This window comes from Candidatus Ichthyocystis sparus (genome assembly GCF_900078745.1).
Taxonomy (GTDB): domain Bacteria; phylum Pseudomonadota; class Gammaproteobacteria; order Burkholderiales; family 2013Ark19i; genus Ichthyocystis; species Ichthyocystis sparus.
Genome location: NZ_FKII01000049.1, coordinates 22328 through 37839, shown reverse-complemented (window position 1 = coordinate 37839; position 15512 = coordinate 22328). Strand labels below are relative to the sequence as shown.

Below are 15512 nucleotides of genomic sequence, written 5' to 3'. Positions count from 1 at the left end.
CTAAATAAAATTGTGCTTAGCTTTCTTACATAGTATGCTAACAAAAAAACAGTCTGTTTGGTGTTTATGTGTGTATAGCTGAATGTCTTTTATGTGCTGACTTTCTTCAATCACATCCATGCTCCAATCAGAATATGATATTCGAGTAAATTCGGGATGGCACAGCAAGAACCTATCAACAATTAGCTCATTTTCTTCAGACCAAAAACTACAAGTAGCATAGATCAACCAACCAGAATCCTTTACTAAATAAGCCGCCCGCTCCAAAATAGTAAGCTGAGTGCGTTGAAAATTAACAATGTCATTACGCAGATACTTCCACTTTAGGTAGGGGCGACGACGCCATGTTCCACTCCCACTGCACGGGGCATCAACTAGAACACGGTCAGCCTTATTATTGTACTTGCTAAGACGATCATCATTTAAATTATTAATAAGTATAGGGGTAATATTTGTAGCGCCACTTCTCAAGATTCTAGGCTTTATTTTGCCAAGACGTTTGCGTGCAGTATCAAAAGCATAAATTCTCCCAGTGGAGCGCATCAACGAACTTAGTGCCAATGATTTACCACCAGAACCACCACACAAATCCACAATTAACTCGTGACGTTTGGGTTGACACCAATGAGACACTAACTGACTGCCTTCATCTTGTATCTCGAAGTGCCCTCCCTGAAAACGATTATCCGCAGAAGCATTAAAAACACACATTGGTGGTAGACGCAATGCAGTAGGGGACCAACTAGTTTGCTTAATATCATATCCTTTTTCTAAAAAGTACTTTTTCAAAGCATTGCTATTGGTTTTTAAGGTATTGACACGTATGTCAGTTGTTGCTGGTTGATGGATGGAAAAAACAAAAGCCTCCTGCTCATCAACACTGGGCATTTTTTTTTCTAATATAGGCAACACCCAGTCAGGTAAATCGTAGCGTATTGCCTTTTCTGTTTTCATTAAGCGAGGACTTTCCCATAGAGCCTGCTGGCGTTCAATACGATTAGACCCAATTTGGCTATAGTAACTTGCTAATATCGCCGGAGCTTGTGTTCCAGTTAGAAAAGATAACGACCTTTTATGACGAATTACTCCATAATACAAATCAGATATGAAACTGCGCTCACGTGATCCCAGGTGCTTGTTTCTCAGGTAATTTTCAAGCAAAAGATCGGCAGGACTACTTGCATTATGCAAGGCCTCAAATAGAGGTTCCGAGCACAACTGGACTAGGTAGTCTGTCATTAACTAATCGTCCATGAAAAAGCCAGTACAAAAAGGTATATCAACCTTGCCTTGATCATTAACGTGAACTTTGCCCTCTATAATCCAAGAAACAACCTTTGGATATAGCCAGTGCTCCAGCTTGTGAATACGACTTTCCAACGACGATGGTGTGTCTTCCTGATAGACGCGCATCGCTGCTTGCGCCACAATAGGTCCAGCGTCTACCTCTGGAACAACAAAGTGTATACTTATACCATGAATTTTATTTCCCGCATTAAACACTTTTTCATGTGTATTTTTTCCTGGATAGCTGGGGAGAAGGGAAGGGTGGATATTGACAATTTTATTAACATATTGATTTACAAAGTATGTCGACATTATCCTCATAAATCCAGCCAGAACGATAAAATCTACTTCGTGTTGTCTTAGTGCTTCTAGTATAGTTTCCTCAAACACAGATCTGTTTACACATTGAGTATAATTGGCTATAAATAACGGTAGATCATGTTTGCGTGCATGTAATATCCCAGGTGCGGAGGTGTTGTCAGTTACACCCAGCACTATGGACGAACGAACAGGAGAGGAGAGTAACGCTTCCAAATTGGAGCCTTTTCCAGAAAAAAATACGGCTATTCTCACGAGGTAGGTGCATCCCTGTCACAATGCTCTGCCCTACAGCATAGCATTGTTGGAGCATACTGGCCAAGTAATGAATTTTTAGGCAACAGGATTATATGAAAGGGAAGCCATTGTCTGATTATACCTTGTATAATGATCTTTTTTCCACTGCGTCTGATGGTTTTTTTACTCTTAACAATCTTATACTGTTTGGCATTTTGCTTATATCGGGAATTTTCTTGGCTAGCTGTGTTTCACGTGCCAAACTTCCTATCCCGCGTATTACCTCCTTTATGGTTGCCGGGTTTGTTATAGGTCCGGAGGTATGGAAAATACTAACGCCAAACCTTCTTAATGTCTCAAAGGACTTTGTCGATGTTGCTCTGTCCCTTATCCTATTTCGCTTGGGACAGCAAATAGATTTTGAAGTTTTTAGAAGAAGTCCAAGCCTAATTGCCACCATATTGGTTGATGCTATTGTTACTTTTTCTGCTATATTTTTCTCTTTTCAGCACCTACACTACTCTGATCTTCATTCCGCTGTGATAGCTGCGGTTGCTATTTCCTCTTCACCAGCTATTCTCATACTTATGGCAAATGAGCTTGGTATATCAGGTAGATTTACATCAATATCAATGGATCTTGTTGCCGCTAATAATGTCGCATCAGCACTTGTTTTTAGCTTAATCCTTCCTTTTTTACACTACGAACACCATGCTAACTGGTCTTTCATAGTAGTACAGCCGCTATATAGTTTTTTATTGCCAGTTTTTTTAGCTTACGTTATGTCGAGAGCACTTTATTTTTTATCAGAGTGCATTGGAGATCAACATACAGATCAGTACTCATTGATGGCTGCAGCAATAATTTTGAGCTTGGGATTGTCTAAAGCTCTAAATATGTCAATGATTATGCTTCTAATGTCTCTTGGTATGTTTACTAAAAATCATTCTAAAAATAGTGATGAGGTTGTTACAGAGGCACGATATGGCAAAATAGGAGATATATTCTACGTTATTCTTTTTGTAGTTGCAGGCGCTAAAATAAAGGTTTCACATGTTGCAGATGCATTTTTAGATATAATGATATTCACGATAGTAAGGTTTATGGCTAAATTCCTTACCTTGTTGCTGTTTCACCGTAAAAACATGATTACAATTATGGAATCATTTTATTTAAGTCTTATAATGGTTCCTATGGCTGGGTTGGCAATAGGCCTGATGTATACCACCCAAGGGTTGTATCCAGAATTTGGTGACGCACTGATTCCTATTATCTTTGGTAGTGTAGCCGTTCTAGAAGGCATAGGACCAATACTTACTGAAATTGCTTTTCTCCGTCTCGGAGAGATTCCGGAGGGGAATCTTCCAGGACACTAGTTTGCACACGACCAATGTTCCGTAATTTCGGATATCCTTGTGCAATGCAGTAGTATTGGATAAATTCCGACATTTGCTTGACTATACTGTCCGATTCCTTGCTGGTTGCACCTACCTGGGAGACATTTTGTCCACTTACCGCCATGTAGCCTACTATTGATGACTTGCCAGTGCTGGAAGCCACTAAATACCAATTTGCAGACTTTGAAACATTAGGAAAATAGTTGCTAATTTCTGATAAACTACCCAGCCTAGTACGAACGTAGTATTTAGGTAGCGACTGATCGTAGATAGCTACGGGAGTGTCATTATCTACACGATCAAACAGATCAAGTACGTCTTCATCCGTCATGTTTATACAGCCCTCAGATATGTGTGGTGGCAAAGGGCTTGGCATAGTAACACCGTGGATGTATATCATTCTTTCCTTGGTGTCACAGTCACCTCCCTTGTTGAATCCAAGCATTTCACCAGATAGCCATAAAATTCTAGTAGTAATACCCTTGGTCTTATCAGCAACCATCGCCGGGTCAACTGGCTTCCTTCCAACAAAGAACCTTCCTAAAGGTTCTCCATCACCAATTTTTTGACCCACCTTGACGTAGCCACGCGGCGTGCAATAACTGTCTTTCTTTTCTCCTGACCCATTTTTAGATGTTGATATCACATAGAATTTTTCATATTTTTCTAACTTGTCATTCCAAAGACCCATACTTTGATCATCTATGCTAACCACTATAGTCATTATAGTTTTTCCTTATATTTTTAATTTTCTTTACGGCATTTGCAAAAAAAGTCTAACAAAATATCACAACAATCTTTATTTAATATTCCACCGCGGACCTCGGTGTGGTGATTTAAGTGCTTGTTTGAGAACAAATCTAAGCAGCCGCCAGCACACCCAGTCTTAGGATCGGAAGTGCCATATACTAACGTTGATACCCTAGAGTGGAAAATAGCTCCACTACACATACAGCAGGGTTCCAAAGTGACGTACAAAATAGTTCCAGGTAAACGATAATTGTTTATTCTAGATGAAGTATTTCTTAGAGCCACTATCTCAGCATGTGCAGTAGGATCAGAAGACGTTATCACTTTGTTATAGCCACGACCAATAATCTCATTATTGGCAACTACCACAGCCCCCACAGGAACTTCCCCAGACCGTCTAGCCTCTTCAGCTAAGAGTAGAGCCTCACGCATGAAATAATCATCACCGTAATGCATTAAAATATTACTCCCACTCAATCGTAGCTGGTGGCTTATTAGAAATGTCATAGACTACTCGGCTGATTCCATGTACCTCATTAATTATTCTACTGGAAACAATAGACAGAAAATCAGTAGGCAGCGGATACCACTTGGCAGTCATGAAATCAACAGTTTCTACCGCACGTAAGCAAATTGTCGCTTCATAAGTACGGGAATCTCCCTTTACTCCCACAGAACAGATAGGTAGATAAACCGAGAAAGCTTGACTTAAATGCTCATAGTATGAGCGACCATCTTCAGAATAATTGCGGTGCAATTCTTCAATAAATATTGCATCAGCATCTCGTACACATCTGAGTGTTTCTTTAGTAACCGGTCCAATAATGCGAATTGCTAACCCTGGGCCAGGAAAGGGATGGCGATGTATAAAGTAATCAGGTAATCCTAAACTCTTACCCAATTTTCTTACCTCATCCTTAAATAGGTACTTGAGTGGCTCTAGTAACTTTAGATTTAGTCCTTTAGGAATTCCACCAACGTTGTGATGAGACTTAATTAAATGAGAAGAACCAGAGGAAGCAGATGACTCTATAATGTCAGGGTATATTGTACCCTGTGCTAGCCATTTGGCATTTACGATCTTCGCTTCTTTCTCAAACGCTCTTACAAACTCCAGACCTATTATCTTTCTTTTTTTCTCAGGATCAGAAATCCCACTTAAAGCACCCAAAAATAATTTCTCAGCGTCAACATGGGATATTGACATGCCAATATTTTTAAAAGATTCTGTTACTTGCTGAACTTCGTTTTTTCTGAGCAACCCATTATCTATAAACACACAATGTAAGCGATTACCTACGGATTTATGCAATAAAGCAGCTGTTACTGACGAATCTACTCCACCCGATAATCCAAGAACAATATTGTCATCACCAACTTGTTCTCTCACCGATACTATTGATTGCTCCAAGAAATTTTCTATTGTCCAATTAGAACTACAAGCACAAATCTCATACAAAAAGTTGCAAATTATCTTGTATCCATTCGTAGTATGAGTTACCTCCGGGTGAAACTGTATTCCCCAGTAAGGTTTTTCAAGATGTTCAAAGGCAGCACAAACTCCTTGATTACTAGTGGCAATGGATACACAACCAATCGGTAGCTTCAATACATGGTCACCGTGACTCATCCAGACATCTTGCTTTTCATCAAGACCTAGCCATAATCTCGATGGCTTAAAATTTAGTACAGAATGTCCAAACTCCCGTCCGCCACTTTGCTCAACTATTCCTCCCCACTCCTTCACCATAGCCTGCATACCATAGCAAATCCCTAAAACTGGTACGTTGGAAGACCATACCGCAGGTGGAATAGTAGGCGACACATTCTTCGTAACAGATGACGGTCCACCAGATAGTATTATTCCACTAATGTTATCTGCTGGAAATTTAGGGCAGCAATCCCAGGGAATAACCTCACAGTAGACACTAGATTCTCTTACCCTGCGAGCAATAAGCTGAGTAAATTGTGAACCAAAATCAATGATAATAATTGAGGAGAGCATACGCTATTAATTACTCTGCTGAATAGTTTGGAGCTTCTTTGGTGATTTGAACGTCATGAACATGGGACTCATGCATTCCAGCCGGTGTTATGCGAACAAAGGTGTTATTCGAACGCATTTCTTCAATATTAGAACAACCGCAATATCCCATAGATGAGCGCAATCCACCGATTAACTGAAAAATAACATTAGTTAATGGCCCCTTGTAGGGAACACGTCCCTCAACACCCTCAGGAACCAATTTCTCAGGATGTAAATTTATTTGAAAATAGCGATCAGCAGATCCTTCAGACATTGCCGTAATAGACCCCATTCCACGATATGCTTTATAAGATCTACCCTGATATAGGATAACTTCCCCTGGGGCCTCCTCAGTACCAGCAAATAGCCCACCCATCATTACAGAGTGTGCTCCAGCTGCAATAGCCTTAGCAATATCTCCAGAGTAACGTATACCACCGTCAGCTATGACTGTAGTTGTACTGCCCTTCAAGGCTCTGCTAACATCAGAAATAGCTGAAATTTGAGGAACACCAACCCCAGCAACTATACGAGTAGTGCAAATAGATCCAGGACCAATACCGACCTTAACAGCATCAGCTCCAGCATCAGCTAGAGCCCTTGCTGCATCTCCCGTAGCTATGTTGCCTGATATGAGCCCTATCTCAGGATAGTGTTTCTTTACATGTCTAGTCTGCTCAATGACCCTCTTCGAATGCCCATGAGCAGTATCAATAACCAAAATATCAACACCAGCTTCTATAAGACTATCAATTCTTTCTTTTTCATCATCTGCAACCCCAACAGCAGCTCCTACCCTAAGTCTTCCCAGTAGGTCTTTGCAGGATCTAGGATACTGTTTAGCACTCAAAATATCTTTTACTGTTATTAATCCTGATAGCTCAAAGCAATCATTAACTATAAGTACACGTTCCAGACGGTGCTTGTGCATAATTTTTTGCGCATGCTGTAAATCGGTTCCCTCTGGAACAGTAATTAGCCTCTCTCTGGGAGTCATTATGTTGCGTACGGGCTGGCTTAAATTGTTCTCAAATCTAAAGTCACGATTGGTTACTATACCTATTACCTTATTGCAAGTATCAATTACAGGAAGACTGGAGATTTTGTTCTTTTGAGCTAAGGCAATAACATCAGAAACTAACATATCTGGATTTACTACAACCGGATCACGCAATACTCCAGATTCGAAGCGCTTTACTTTTCTTACTTCCGATGCCTGCCTTTCAACTGACATATTCTTATGAATAACTCCTATCCCACCTTCTTGGGAAATAGCAATTGCTAAGCCACTTTCAGTTACCGTGTCCATAGCAGACGCTATCAAAGGTATCTTAATTACTATTTTTTCCGTTAGCTGTGTCTCTACAGAAACTTTGCTCGGAATTACATTAGAGAAACGCGGTACCAATAGAACATCATCAAAAGTTAAAGATAATGGTGATTCTGACATGGTTGTCTTGGAGTTACTAATGAAGGGACAATAATACCACATTATCAAGCGTGATATAAAAAATCAAAGTATTGTTTTATGTAACAATATTTTCGTGGCTCCGAATATACTTACGCCTACAATGGTATAGATACAATAAAAATCAATTAATAAAACTAATAACAGTATAGTTAGGCATAAACACCATGAAAACCCTAAAAGCATCATTTGCTTTATCGTTCTATGTGGCAATTGTTTTGGCACCCATAAACCTTGCTTATGCGGAAAATAGTGCTTCAGGAGCTAAAGAAGTTATATTTCGCTGGACTAGACATGATGAGTTTGGAAATCATGTAACTTACTCAGATCTTCCACCAGTTGATACAAGGTACAAGGTTGAGGTTATTTCAACAGAAATCTCTTTTTCTAGTACCTCAAGTTCCTCCGTAGATGCAGGTAAATCAAAACTAAAAACTGAGAATGGCGGTAATTTATTATCAGGACAAGGAAGAGGCTACGATCCATATAAAGTATCAGTAGGATATGTCATACCAGAAGATTACATGGGAGGCGGAGATTCTTCCATGTCACAAAGAGACATGTTCTAGTACGGAGATGAGTAAGATATGCTGATAATGGTAATGTCAGTTTTACCATCTGGTGTATTTATAGATACACTGTCGTTACAGCAGCGTCCAAGCAACGCCTTCGACAATGGTGATTGCCAGCTAATATAGTTTCTATCAGTGTCAATCTCATCTACACCTACAATTCTAATATTTTTCTTAATCTTAGTGTCTTTATACATTATGGTTACAAAGCACCCAAAGAAAATTTGGTCAGTATCATCACTCCTAGGTGTAACTATTATGGCTGACTTTAAACTCTTAGTTATCCTTAATATCTCATTATTAATCTGGCGTAGGTGCTTCTTGCCATAAATGTAGTCAGCATTTTCAGAACGATCGCCATTTCCAGCAGCCCAAGAGACAATTTTAATTATCTTGGGTCTTTCAATGTTAAGCAAATGGGAAAGCCTTTCCGATAGAGCATTATATCCCTCAGGTGTAATATAGTTTTTCATAACTTGCTATCAGATTCAGATTCAAAAATACTTCTCAAATGTTCTTTCCTCTGAAGCTTATGACTAACATTACGATTACGCCTACGAATATTTTCAGTTTGCGGTTTTGGCATAATTTTATGAACTTTGTTTTCAATAGAAGTTGGTATAGGGTTCTTGTAATCAGGTATTAGCAAAGTTCCATGAACCCAGTGAGTACTGGGTTTCAGGCCATTACTTAGAAGTATTTGTGCCGCTTTTACATGGAATTTTTTTGCTACGGAGATAATGGGGGTCTTTTGGTATATATAGTGTATGTGCCAATGACTTAATTGTTTGTTCTTACTTCTATAATCATTGAGATTTTTTAAAAAAGTCTCTTTTCTATCATAAGGTAGTAAAAGTATATATTTTTCCCTCTCACTAGACTTTATAACTAGTCTCTTGAACGCTGGATTCAGGTATAAAAACTTCTCTATAGGAAGCTCTGCCAATTTGGCAGCGGTTGGAATGTCTAAGGTGGTTGTGATTTCTATAGCTACCAAATAAGGCTTATTAACAATATGTGGTAGTTCAAATCCATAAGCTTGTGGGTTATTAATGATGTTCTTTAGTGCCTGCAGTCTTGGTATGTAACGTCTGGTCTCTTTAGGCATTCTTAAGTGTTCATAATCAGTAGGAAGATTGTGTATTTGGTTGTGCCGGATAGCGTTTTGTACTGCGGCCTCTCCCCAATTGTACCCAGCCAAAGATAACTGCCAGTCTCCGAACTGATGATACAAATCTGTGAAGTACTCTAGTGCTGCTTGGGTAGATGCTACTATGTCCCTACGTTTGTCTATCCACCAATTTTGAGCCAAATTGTACGTTTTGCCGGTTGAGGGAATAAATTGCCATAATCCTGAAGCATGCGCCGGCGATAGTGCAAACGGATTATAAGCACTCTCTACAACGGGCAACAATGAAAACTCTGTTGGCATTGATTTTTTTTGTATCTGGTCTACTATGTAGTGCAAAAATGGCTTGGCACGCCTAAAGATAGCGGTTGTTGTATCGCGGTGCTTTACGTACCAAAGTTCCTCTTGACGAACAAGGCCAGATTCAAAGTTTGGCATGCCGAATCCTTGACGGATACGTTCCCATACATCATCTGGGTCATGATTGATTTGAGCATTATTTATGGCAATTTTTCTATGCCTATCATTTAATACAACCTTGAGATCATTGTCATCAATTACGGGCATTTCGTCAGCAGAAGATACTTCTTTCAATATTTTTTCATCTTTATTTTCATGATCATACTCTACCTCAATTGGTGCATTATCATCGTCACGTTCAATGGTGTCTAATGTTTCCCATTTTGATTCATCCTTGATGCTTGAAATAGATTTGACTTCGTTGTTGACCATGTCTCCTGCAGTAAAGAATGGCAGTAAATCCAAATCCTCCTCTTGCTCATCGTACTTATCACTCTCATAGATGATTTTTTTATCTTCCGTCTGATTTTCAAGAATAATATTGCGTGAAAGTACTGTGGCAGGAGTTTTAGCTATAGCAGATATAGAATACAAAACTACGCAAAAAAAAAGCGCAAAAAACGTCTTCATGCTGCTTTCCTGACTACAAAGAGCGTAAGTTATAGTAGTAGCATAGCTACTGAGAAGCGAAGGAATTTACCATACTTTTGAGGGCTGTACAAAACTAGCATAAAAAGTAAGGGGAAAGGCCTTTATGCGAGGCGAAGTTCGTTATTATCGCAACAAGGTCTTTCCCCGTAAACATTTACCAATCTGGGAAGCAGCTATATTATTGTTATTCTCATTATTCTTATTCTTGTCCAAAGAGCTTCCGGAGTTACTGGGACTTGCTTAATTAGGAAAGGTTCACTTTAAGTTTAATCATTCTGAAAAATTATACTTATTTGATTCTAAATTCTTTTTATGAGGGCAATTTTCGTTTCTACATTCAACATACAGGTGCAAAGCATGGTCTTTTATGACGAAATTTCTCTCATGTGCTACCTTGTTTTGGAGGGATTCTATCCTTTCGTCAAAAAATTCCTCTACAAAGCCACAATCAATACAAATTATGTGATCATGGTGGGGGCTATTATTTAGCTCAAAAACGGCTCTTCCACTTTCAAAGTGGTGTTTAACAAGAATTCCGGCCTCCTCTAGATCGGACAGCACCCTGTACACCGTTGCGAGGCTTATGTCTAAATTTTCATTTAGAACCCTCTTGTGGACATCATCTGCAGAAAGATGACGCACTGAGCTTGTTTCAAACAAGCTCAGTATCTTTAAGCGTGGCACAGTGATTTTAAGACCACTTCCTTTTAGATGGTATGCTCTGCTCATTTTGGTATCCGGTTAACACAATGAAAAGTACACTCTCTTCTATTCTAACAGCCTTCAACGAGAGTGTAGTATAATTCTTTTTCCTAGGTCAGTAGCTAACTCTTTATAGAATTTTACGAAAGGTGAAGGTGTTGAATTATTGTTTTTTATCGACAGTTTTACTTTTTCTACTGTCTGGCTGTGGATATCAGCTGGCGGTGATGCAGGGTATACCTGATGATAAGTTGTCATTTGCTTCAGTTACTTTTGGAACTACCCGCTCAGATGTTTACCATTTACTTGGTTCTCCCAACATTACTGACCCCTTTCACCAAGATTGTGAGGGTTACTTTTATAAGTACTCTACTACACACACCCAGCGCTTTTTGTGGGTTTGTTTTGATGAAAATGACAAAGTAGATTCTGTCTATAGTTCGGATTAGATATTAATGAATATTGCTATTTCTTCTTGCCGCGGGCAGATGTCACATTTACTAATAGAGGCTGTGCTACATGATAAAGCCTTTAATTTGGTTAATGTTTTTTCAAGAGCTACAAGTCCTTCTATTGGACAACCAGTGAATCCCCAACTTCCTTTTAAGGTTAGTACTCCCTCTGCTGACGCTTTATCTAATGTTGATGTTCTGATTGATTTTAGTCATCCAGCTTGGACAGAACATTTACTTCCTTTGTGTGAATCGTCTAATACTAAAATGGTTATTGGCACCACCGGTTTTTCAGAAGACACCTTGGCCAAAATAGAGAATTTTTCACATAAGATTAGCTGTGTTTTGTCACCTAATATGAGTGTTGGGATGAATCTTGTTTATAGTATGTTAATAAAGACTATGGAACTATTGAGTTATGATTTTTCTATTGGATTGTGCGAACGTCATCATAGGGGAAAGAAAGATTCACCTTCAGGTACAATGAAGGAAATGCTTTCCATAATTGGTGAAATGGAAAAGAAACGCTCCCTTCTATTTGAGAAAGATACTTCAGTTATGAGAATAGGTGAGATCGTGGGTGAGCATAAAGCTTCTTTTTATGGTACAGGTGAGTATGTTGAGATATCCCATATTGTGCATAATCGCAAAGTGTTTGCTATAGGTGCTCTTAGGGCAGCCTTATTCTTGCAACAAAACGATGTAGGCATGTTTAATATGAGGGATGTTCTAATTTAGTACTCCTATTAGAAAGGCAGGTTTTTTTGTGTACGGTAGAGGTGTAACTTAAATACATATTCTGTGAAAAGTTCTGGTTATTTTTATTAAATTGGGGCATAATCCCCGTCGTTGTACAGTCCTGTGCAAGCGTGTACATTTAGGGTCTAACAACTTTCGGCCCGGGGCTATAGCTCAGGTGGTAGAGCGCTTGCATGGCATGCAAGAGGTCAGCGGTTCGATCCCGCTTAGCTCCACCAAGTTGTCCCCATCGTCTAGAGGCCTAGGACATCGCCCTTTCACGGCGGTAACAGGGGTTCGAATCCCCTTGGGGACGCCAGATTAGTGGTGGCTTTCTGAGAGTGAGAATTTTTTCAGTAATCTTTCGAAATAATTGTATCCTCTGGGGTGGATTATTATGAGCCCGTTACATTGTCCTGTTACCTCTATTGCTTTTCCTGGCTCAATGGGATATTCGTACTCTCTACCGTCTACCAGTGCTGTTGTTTTGCTATCTGCTGATCTTACCTCTATCTTGGTGTTTCCTGGTAAGACTGTTTGGCGGGTATTGATTCCTATGTCGTGGCTACATATGGGTGTTAAGGTTACAGCGTTTAATTGTGGATGAATAACACTGCCTTGAGCTGACAAGCTGTACCCAGTTGATCCCGTTGATGAAGCAATGACGATTCCGTCTGCTCTTATTCCGGGTAACTCGTAATCATCTATCTTTATTATGAATTCCGTTAACCTGTTGTACGTTCCACGATGCACCAATACGTCATTTATTGCATGTCCAGGTTCAGTTCTATGTGTATTTTGCGGTGCGCTAAATTGCAATGTCAAACGTTTCTCTATTATGTAATGTCCCTCGAATATCAAGTCTATCTGCTGTTCAAGGTCACCTGCAGCTATGTCCATTAAAAAACCAAGGCGACCGAAATGTATTCCAAGTATTGGTATTGTGTGCCCTACAAGAGCACGTGCCATATGCATGAAAGTACCATCTCCTCCGCATGCTACTCCTAGGTCGATATAATTATGCATATGGTTGATTTTACACAATGTAACTTTATTTATCATTGGGTAGTTGTTTTCTTTGAGTGCATTGTAAATTTCTGTTGTTGTATAAATAATACAACCATTTTTTATAAACACCCTTACTACATATTCGATAGCGGCAAGATTGATTTTGTGCAAATCTGCCTTAGTAACAAGTCCGATTTTGGAAAAATTTTTCTTCATTGGAAACTTTACAAAGTAGTACCTAATGTGAGTTGCTTTATTCTGTCACAAATGTTGAGAGTAAACCAATCCTACATTATGTCTTATGCTTATTAGTATAACTTCTTTCTTAAAAGGCCAATTTTTATAAACAAACTCTAATATGCTAAACGCTAGGATACTTCTTAAGTTTATTGAACATTACATATTTAGTGGATATTTAATTAGTTTTAGGCATTTTCCCCAAATAGGCAGTTTATAACTAAGTTTTTCAATTATATGTGCTAAAAAATAAGGGGAGGGGGGATATATTTTTGGCCCTACATTCATCATTATAGAAAATTCATACTAGTAAGGATTATTAATTTTATGTTGATGAAATATTGCATACTTATTTTGATATGAAAGACGACATACAGCGAGTATATGCCCAACTATCTATATTTTGAGACTGAAGAGAAATTTACTTCTTTAACTTCAAAGTTTTTATTCGAATGTTCATGTTTTGCTATTGCAGTTAAAATTTCCCAAAAATATGTCAGAGATATTGATCGTACCAAGTTTTTGCGAGTATCTTCCTATTGCTGCTTAATTATATTGCTTACCAACTATGGCAGTATAGAGATCGTATTAATTAATCTCAATCACGATTATTCTCCAATTCAGCTTGTAGAATCAACGAATTCTATTAATATACATTGTGTGAAACAATCTCTCAAAATTATGTATAAAACCCTGTATCGTGAATTGTGTAAGATACTGGTAAATCTTGAAGAGCTCTCATTTAAGATAGTTAATTTTATTTGCCATCTTGTAGAGAAGAGCAGTGAGCGGTATTTCATCAATGGTGAAAAAAATTTCTTGCTGTGAGAGATTTTTCAAAAAACATAAGCTCTATTAAAGAACTGTTTGATCTATTTGATAAGTGGACTTTGTTTGCGATGTTTTTATATTTATCCGTTTCTTATCCAGGAGTAGGAATGTTAATTAGGGACAAATCAGATATTTCTTCTCTGTATTGTCCGAGTATTATTATGGCACTTTACGAGTATTATGAGCGTCTTTGGGAAATTTTGTTAGTTATAGGGGGACCTTGATACCCTATGGGCGTATAATTTTACTTGTTAACGTTGCGTCTTTTTAATATTGTCGTGAATTTATCAGAGGATGTTTACAGGAGAATATGAAGTATAAACGTGAACCTAATTTTGTACACGGACAATCCAGATTTGTTGGAGTTATTTTAATTAACTTAGGTACACCAGAGTCGTTGTCCGTTTCCTCTATTCGTATGTACCTAAGAGAATTTTTGTCTGATTCTCGAATAGTAGAATTGCCATCGTGGATTTGGAAGCTTGTTTTGAATTTATTGGTACTCCCATTTCGTCCACGATCCCTTATTGGCAAGTACAGTAAAATTTGGCTGCCTGAAGGATCACCTCTTAGGGTATATTCTTCCTACCAATCTGAGCAGTTGAATAGACTATTTAGTCGATATAGGCAATTTATACACGTTCGTCATGTTATGCGATACGGTAAACCTTCATTAGAAGAGGCATATGACGAACTACGTAATCTGGGGTGTGACAGATTTTTGTTTTTCCCACTTTATCCCCAGTATTCCAGCAGCACTACTGGGAGTGCTTACGATTATTTTTTCTCTTTATTAAAAAAATGCCGCTACATACCAGAGATTAAATTAGTTCACCATTTTCATAACCATAAAGCTTATATAAATGCTATGGCTCTTCATATTAAAGATTTCTGGTCACGTAATACTGTGACAGAAAAATTAATATTTAGCTTTCATGGTATACCTAAATCTTCCTGGAAGTCTGGCGATCCTTATCCTTGTCATTGCTATCAGACTGCTAAACTAATTGCAGATGCTCTAGGTTTATCTGAAGATCAGTATACGGTTTGCTTTCAATCAAGATTCGGTAGAAATCCTTGGGTTGAACCGTATACTATTGATGTAATAAAGAATATGGCTCGTTCGGGCAATAAGGAACTTACAATTGTTTCCCCAAGCTTTGTCTCGGATTGTTTGGAAACTTTGGAGGAAATTGATGTTGAGTTGAGGAAATCGTTTTTAAGCAATGGGGGAGAGGCATTGTATGTTGTTCCATCATTAAACGATAGTTGTTTCTGGATTTATGCATTGGAAAAGATAATTTCTGAACAATTAGGTGCTTGGTTAATTCCTCCTTCTGCCGAGGAGCTAGAATGTATAAGAATGAGAGCTATGACTGCTCACGATTCCGACGAGTAGGGATGCGTAT

17 protein-coding genes and 2 tRNA genes are annotated in these 15512 nt (G+C 38.6%); 9 read left to right on the top strand and 10 right to left on the bottom strand.

The window, feature by feature from the left end; all coding sequences use genetic code 11:
- Together A6733_RS04295 and purN are read right to left on the bottom strand one after the other, a co-directional pair.
- Entirely contained in the window at positions 1-1239 is a 1239-nt protein-coding gene (locus tag A6733_RS04295; protein WP_092402140.1) for an RsmB/NOP family class I SAM-dependent RNA methyltransferase, read from the bottom strand.
- A gap of 3 nt (positions 1240-1242) precedes the next feature.
- Entirely contained in the window at positions 1243-1860 is a 618-nt protein-coding gene (purN, locus tag A6733_RS04290; RefSeq protein WP_092402137.1) for a phosphoribosylglycinamide formyltransferase, read from the bottom strand.
- Positions 1861-1955: 95 nt separating this feature from the next.
- Between purN and A6733_RS04285 the strand changes: the two genes are divergently transcribed.
- Positions 1956-3218 (top strand): cation:proton antiporter, encoded by a 1263-nt coding sequence (locus A6733_RS04285; RefSeq protein ID WP_092411329.1) that lies wholly within the window; start codon positions 1956-1958, stop codon positions 3216-3218.
- Here A6733_RS04285 and A6733_RS04280 read toward each other — a convergent pair.
- The 4 genes from A6733_RS04280 to guaB are packed head-to-tail and all read right to left on the bottom strand — an operon-like array spanning position 3157 to position 7465.
- Entirely contained in the window at positions 3157-3963 is an 807-nt protein-coding gene (locus tag A6733_RS04280) for a L,D-transpeptidase (RefSeq protein WP_092411328.1), read from the bottom strand. The two genes, A6733_RS04285 and A6733_RS04280, sit on opposite strands and share 62 nt — an antisense overlap.
- A gap of 20 nt (positions 3964-3983) precedes the next feature.
- A complete protein-coding gene (tadA, locus tag A6733_RS04275) occupies positions 3984-4445 on the bottom strand; it encodes a tRNA adenosine(34) deaminase TadA (protein ID WP_092460493.1) in 462 nt (153 codons plus the stop codon).
- Between the two features lie 7 nt (positions 4446-4452).
- Positions 4453-5994: a glutamine-hydrolyzing GMP synthase gene (gene guaA / locus A6733_RS04270; protein ID WP_092402124.1), complete on the bottom strand. Its 1542-nt coding sequence runs from the start codon at positions 5992-5994 to the stop codon at positions 4453-4455.
- 10 nt (positions 5995-6004) lie between these two features.
- The gene (gene guaB / locus A6733_RS04265) at positions 6005-7465 is read right to left on the bottom strand and encodes an IMP dehydrogenase (protein ID WP_092402121.1); all 1461 of its coding nucleotides are present in this window, start codon (positions 7463-7465) and stop codon (positions 6005-6007) included.
- Positions 7466-7650: 185 nt separating this feature from the next.
- Here guaB and A6733_RS04260 point away from each other — a divergent pair, with 185 nt between their 5' ends.
- Positions 7651-8052 carry a DUF4124 domain-containing protein gene (locus tag A6733_RS04260; protein ID WP_092402118.1) on the top strand — a complete coding sequence of 134 codons (402 nt, stop codon included), beginning with the start codon at positions 7651-7653 and terminating at the stop codon, positions 8050-8052.
- Here the strand turns inward: A6733_RS04260 and greB are convergent.
- The 3 genes from greB to fur all read right to left on the bottom strand — a co-directional run bounded on the left by greB (position 8049) and on the right by fur (position 10864).
- Entirely contained in the window at positions 8049-8528 is a 480-nt protein-coding gene (gene greB, locus A6733_RS04255; RefSeq protein WP_092402116.1) for a transcription elongation factor GreB, read from the bottom strand. The two genes, A6733_RS04260 and greB, sit on opposite strands and share 4 nt — an antisense overlap.
- The gene (locus A6733_RS04250) at positions 8525-10114 is read right to left on the bottom strand and encodes a transglycosylase SLT domain-containing protein (protein ID WP_092402113.1); all 1590 of its coding nucleotides are present in this window, start codon (positions 10112-10114) and stop codon (positions 8525-8527) included. The genes greB and A6733_RS04250 overlap by 4 nt, the downstream gene beginning before the upstream one ends.
- 291 nt (positions 10115-10405) lie before the next feature.
- Entirely contained in the window at positions 10406-10864 is a 459-nt protein-coding gene (gene fur / locus A6733_RS04245) for a ferric iron uptake transcriptional regulator (RefSeq protein ID WP_092402110.1), read from the bottom strand.
- 128 nt (positions 10865-10992) lie between these two features.
- Between fur and A6733_RS04240 the strand changes: the two genes are divergently transcribed.
- The 4 genes from A6733_RS04240 (at position 10993) to A6733_RS04225 (ending at position 12346) form a co-directional block, all read left to right on the top strand.
- Positions 10993-11286 (top strand): outer membrane protein assembly factor BamE, encoded by a 294-nt coding sequence (locus tag A6733_RS04240; RefSeq protein ID WP_092481338.1) that lies wholly within the window; start codon positions 10993-10995, stop codon positions 11284-11286.
- A 6-nt stretch (positions 11287-11292) separates the two neighbouring features.
- Positions 11293-12027 (top strand): 4-hydroxy-tetrahydrodipicolinate reductase, encoded by a 735-nt coding sequence (dapB, locus tag A6733_RS04235; protein ID WP_092402104.1) that lies wholly within the window; start codon positions 11293-11295, stop codon positions 12025-12027.
- A gap of 163 nt (positions 12028-12190) precedes the next feature.
- Positions 12191-12266: transfer RNA gene (locus A6733_RS04230), tRNA-Ala, on the top strand.
- Between the two features lie 4 nt (positions 12267-12270).
- Positions 12271-12346: transfer RNA gene (locus A6733_RS04225), tRNA-Glu, on the top strand.
- A gap of 2 nt (positions 12347-12348) precedes the next feature.
- Here A6733_RS04225 and A6733_RS04220 read toward each other — a convergent pair.
- On the bottom strand, positions 12349-13251 hold the full coding sequence (locus A6733_RS04220; RefSeq protein ID WP_092402101.1) for an NAD(+)/NADH kinase: 903 nt from the start codon (positions 13249-13251) through the stop codon (positions 12349-12351).
- Between the two features lie 405 nt (positions 13252-13656).
- On the opposite strand from A6733_RS04220, the gene A6733_RS09865 reads away from it, so the two are divergent.
- The 3 genes from A6733_RS09865 to hemH all read left to right on the top strand — a co-directional run bounded on the left by A6733_RS09865 (position 13657) and on the right by hemH (position 15502).
- Positions 13657-14100, top strand: a complete 444-nt coding sequence (locus tag A6733_RS09865) for a hypothetical protein (protein ID WP_092402098.1) — start codon at positions 13657-13659, stop codon at positions 14098-14100.
- Positions 14097-14327, top strand: coding sequence for a hypothetical protein (locus A6733_RS04210; RefSeq protein WP_092402095.1), 231 nt, complete (start codon positions 14097-14099; stop codon positions 14325-14327). The genes A6733_RS09865 and A6733_RS04210 overlap by 4 nt, the downstream gene beginning before the upstream one ends.
- A gap of 86 nt (positions 14328-14413) precedes the next feature.
- Positions 14414-15502: a ferrochelatase gene (gene hemH, locus A6733_RS04205; RefSeq protein WP_092402092.1), complete on the top strand. Its 1089-nt coding sequence runs from the start codon at positions 14414-14416 to the stop codon at positions 15500-15502.
- Positions 15503-15512: the final 10 nt, after the last annotated feature.

Bases quoted from the DNA above. Each gene is read 5' to 3' on its own strand.
- A6733_RS04295 (WP_092402140.1), bottom strand. From the start codon at position 1,239: ATGACAGACTACCTAGTCCAGTTGTGCTCGGAACCTCTATTTGAGGCC.
- A6733_RS04285 (WP_092411329.1), top strand. From the start codon at position 1,956: ATGAAAGGGAAGCCATTGTCTGATTATACCTTGTATAATGATCTTTTT.
- A6733_RS04280 (WP_092411328.1), bottom strand. From the start codon at position 3,963: ATGACTATAGTGGTTAGCATAGATGATCAAAGTATGGGTCTTTGGAAT.
- tadA (WP_092460493.1), bottom strand. From the start codon at position 4,445: ATGCATTACGGTGATGATTATTTCATGCGTGAGGCTCTACTCTTAGCT.
- guaA (WP_092402124.1), bottom strand. From the start codon at position 5,994: ATGCTCTCCTCAATTATTATCATTGATTTTGGTTCACAATTTACTCAG.
- guaB (WP_092402121.1), bottom strand. From the start codon at position 7,465: ATGTCAGAATCACCATTATCTTTAACTTTTGATGATGTTCTATTGGTA.
- A6733_RS04260 (WP_092402118.1), top strand. From the start codon at position 7,651: ATGAAAACCCTAAAAGCATCATTTGCTTTATCGTTCTATGTGGCAATT.
- greB (WP_092402116.1), bottom strand. From the start codon at position 8,528: ATGAAAAACTATATTACACCTGAGGGATATAATGCTCTATCGGAAAGG.
- A6733_RS04250 (WP_092402113.1), bottom strand. From the start codon at position 10,114: ATGAAGACGTTTTTTGCGCTTTTTTTTTGCGTAGTTTTGTATTCTATA.
- fur (WP_092402110.1), bottom strand. From the start codon at position 10,864: ATGAGCAGAGCATACCATCTAAAAGGAAGTGGTCTTAAAATCACTGTG.
- dapB (WP_092402104.1), top strand. From the start codon at position 11,293: ATGAATATTGCTATTTCTTCTTGCCGCGGGCAGATGTCACATTTACTA.
- A6733_RS04220 (WP_092402101.1), bottom strand. From the start codon at position 13,251: ATGAAGAAAAATTTTTCCAAAATCGGACTTGTTACTAAGGCAGATTTG.
- A6733_RS09865 (WP_092402098.1), top strand. From the start codon at position 13,657: ATGCCCAACTATCTATATTTTGAGACTGAAGAGAAATTTACTTCTTTA.
- hemH (WP_092402092.1), top strand. From the start codon at position 14,414: ATGAAGTATAAACGTGAACCTAATTTTGTACACGGACAATCCAGATTT.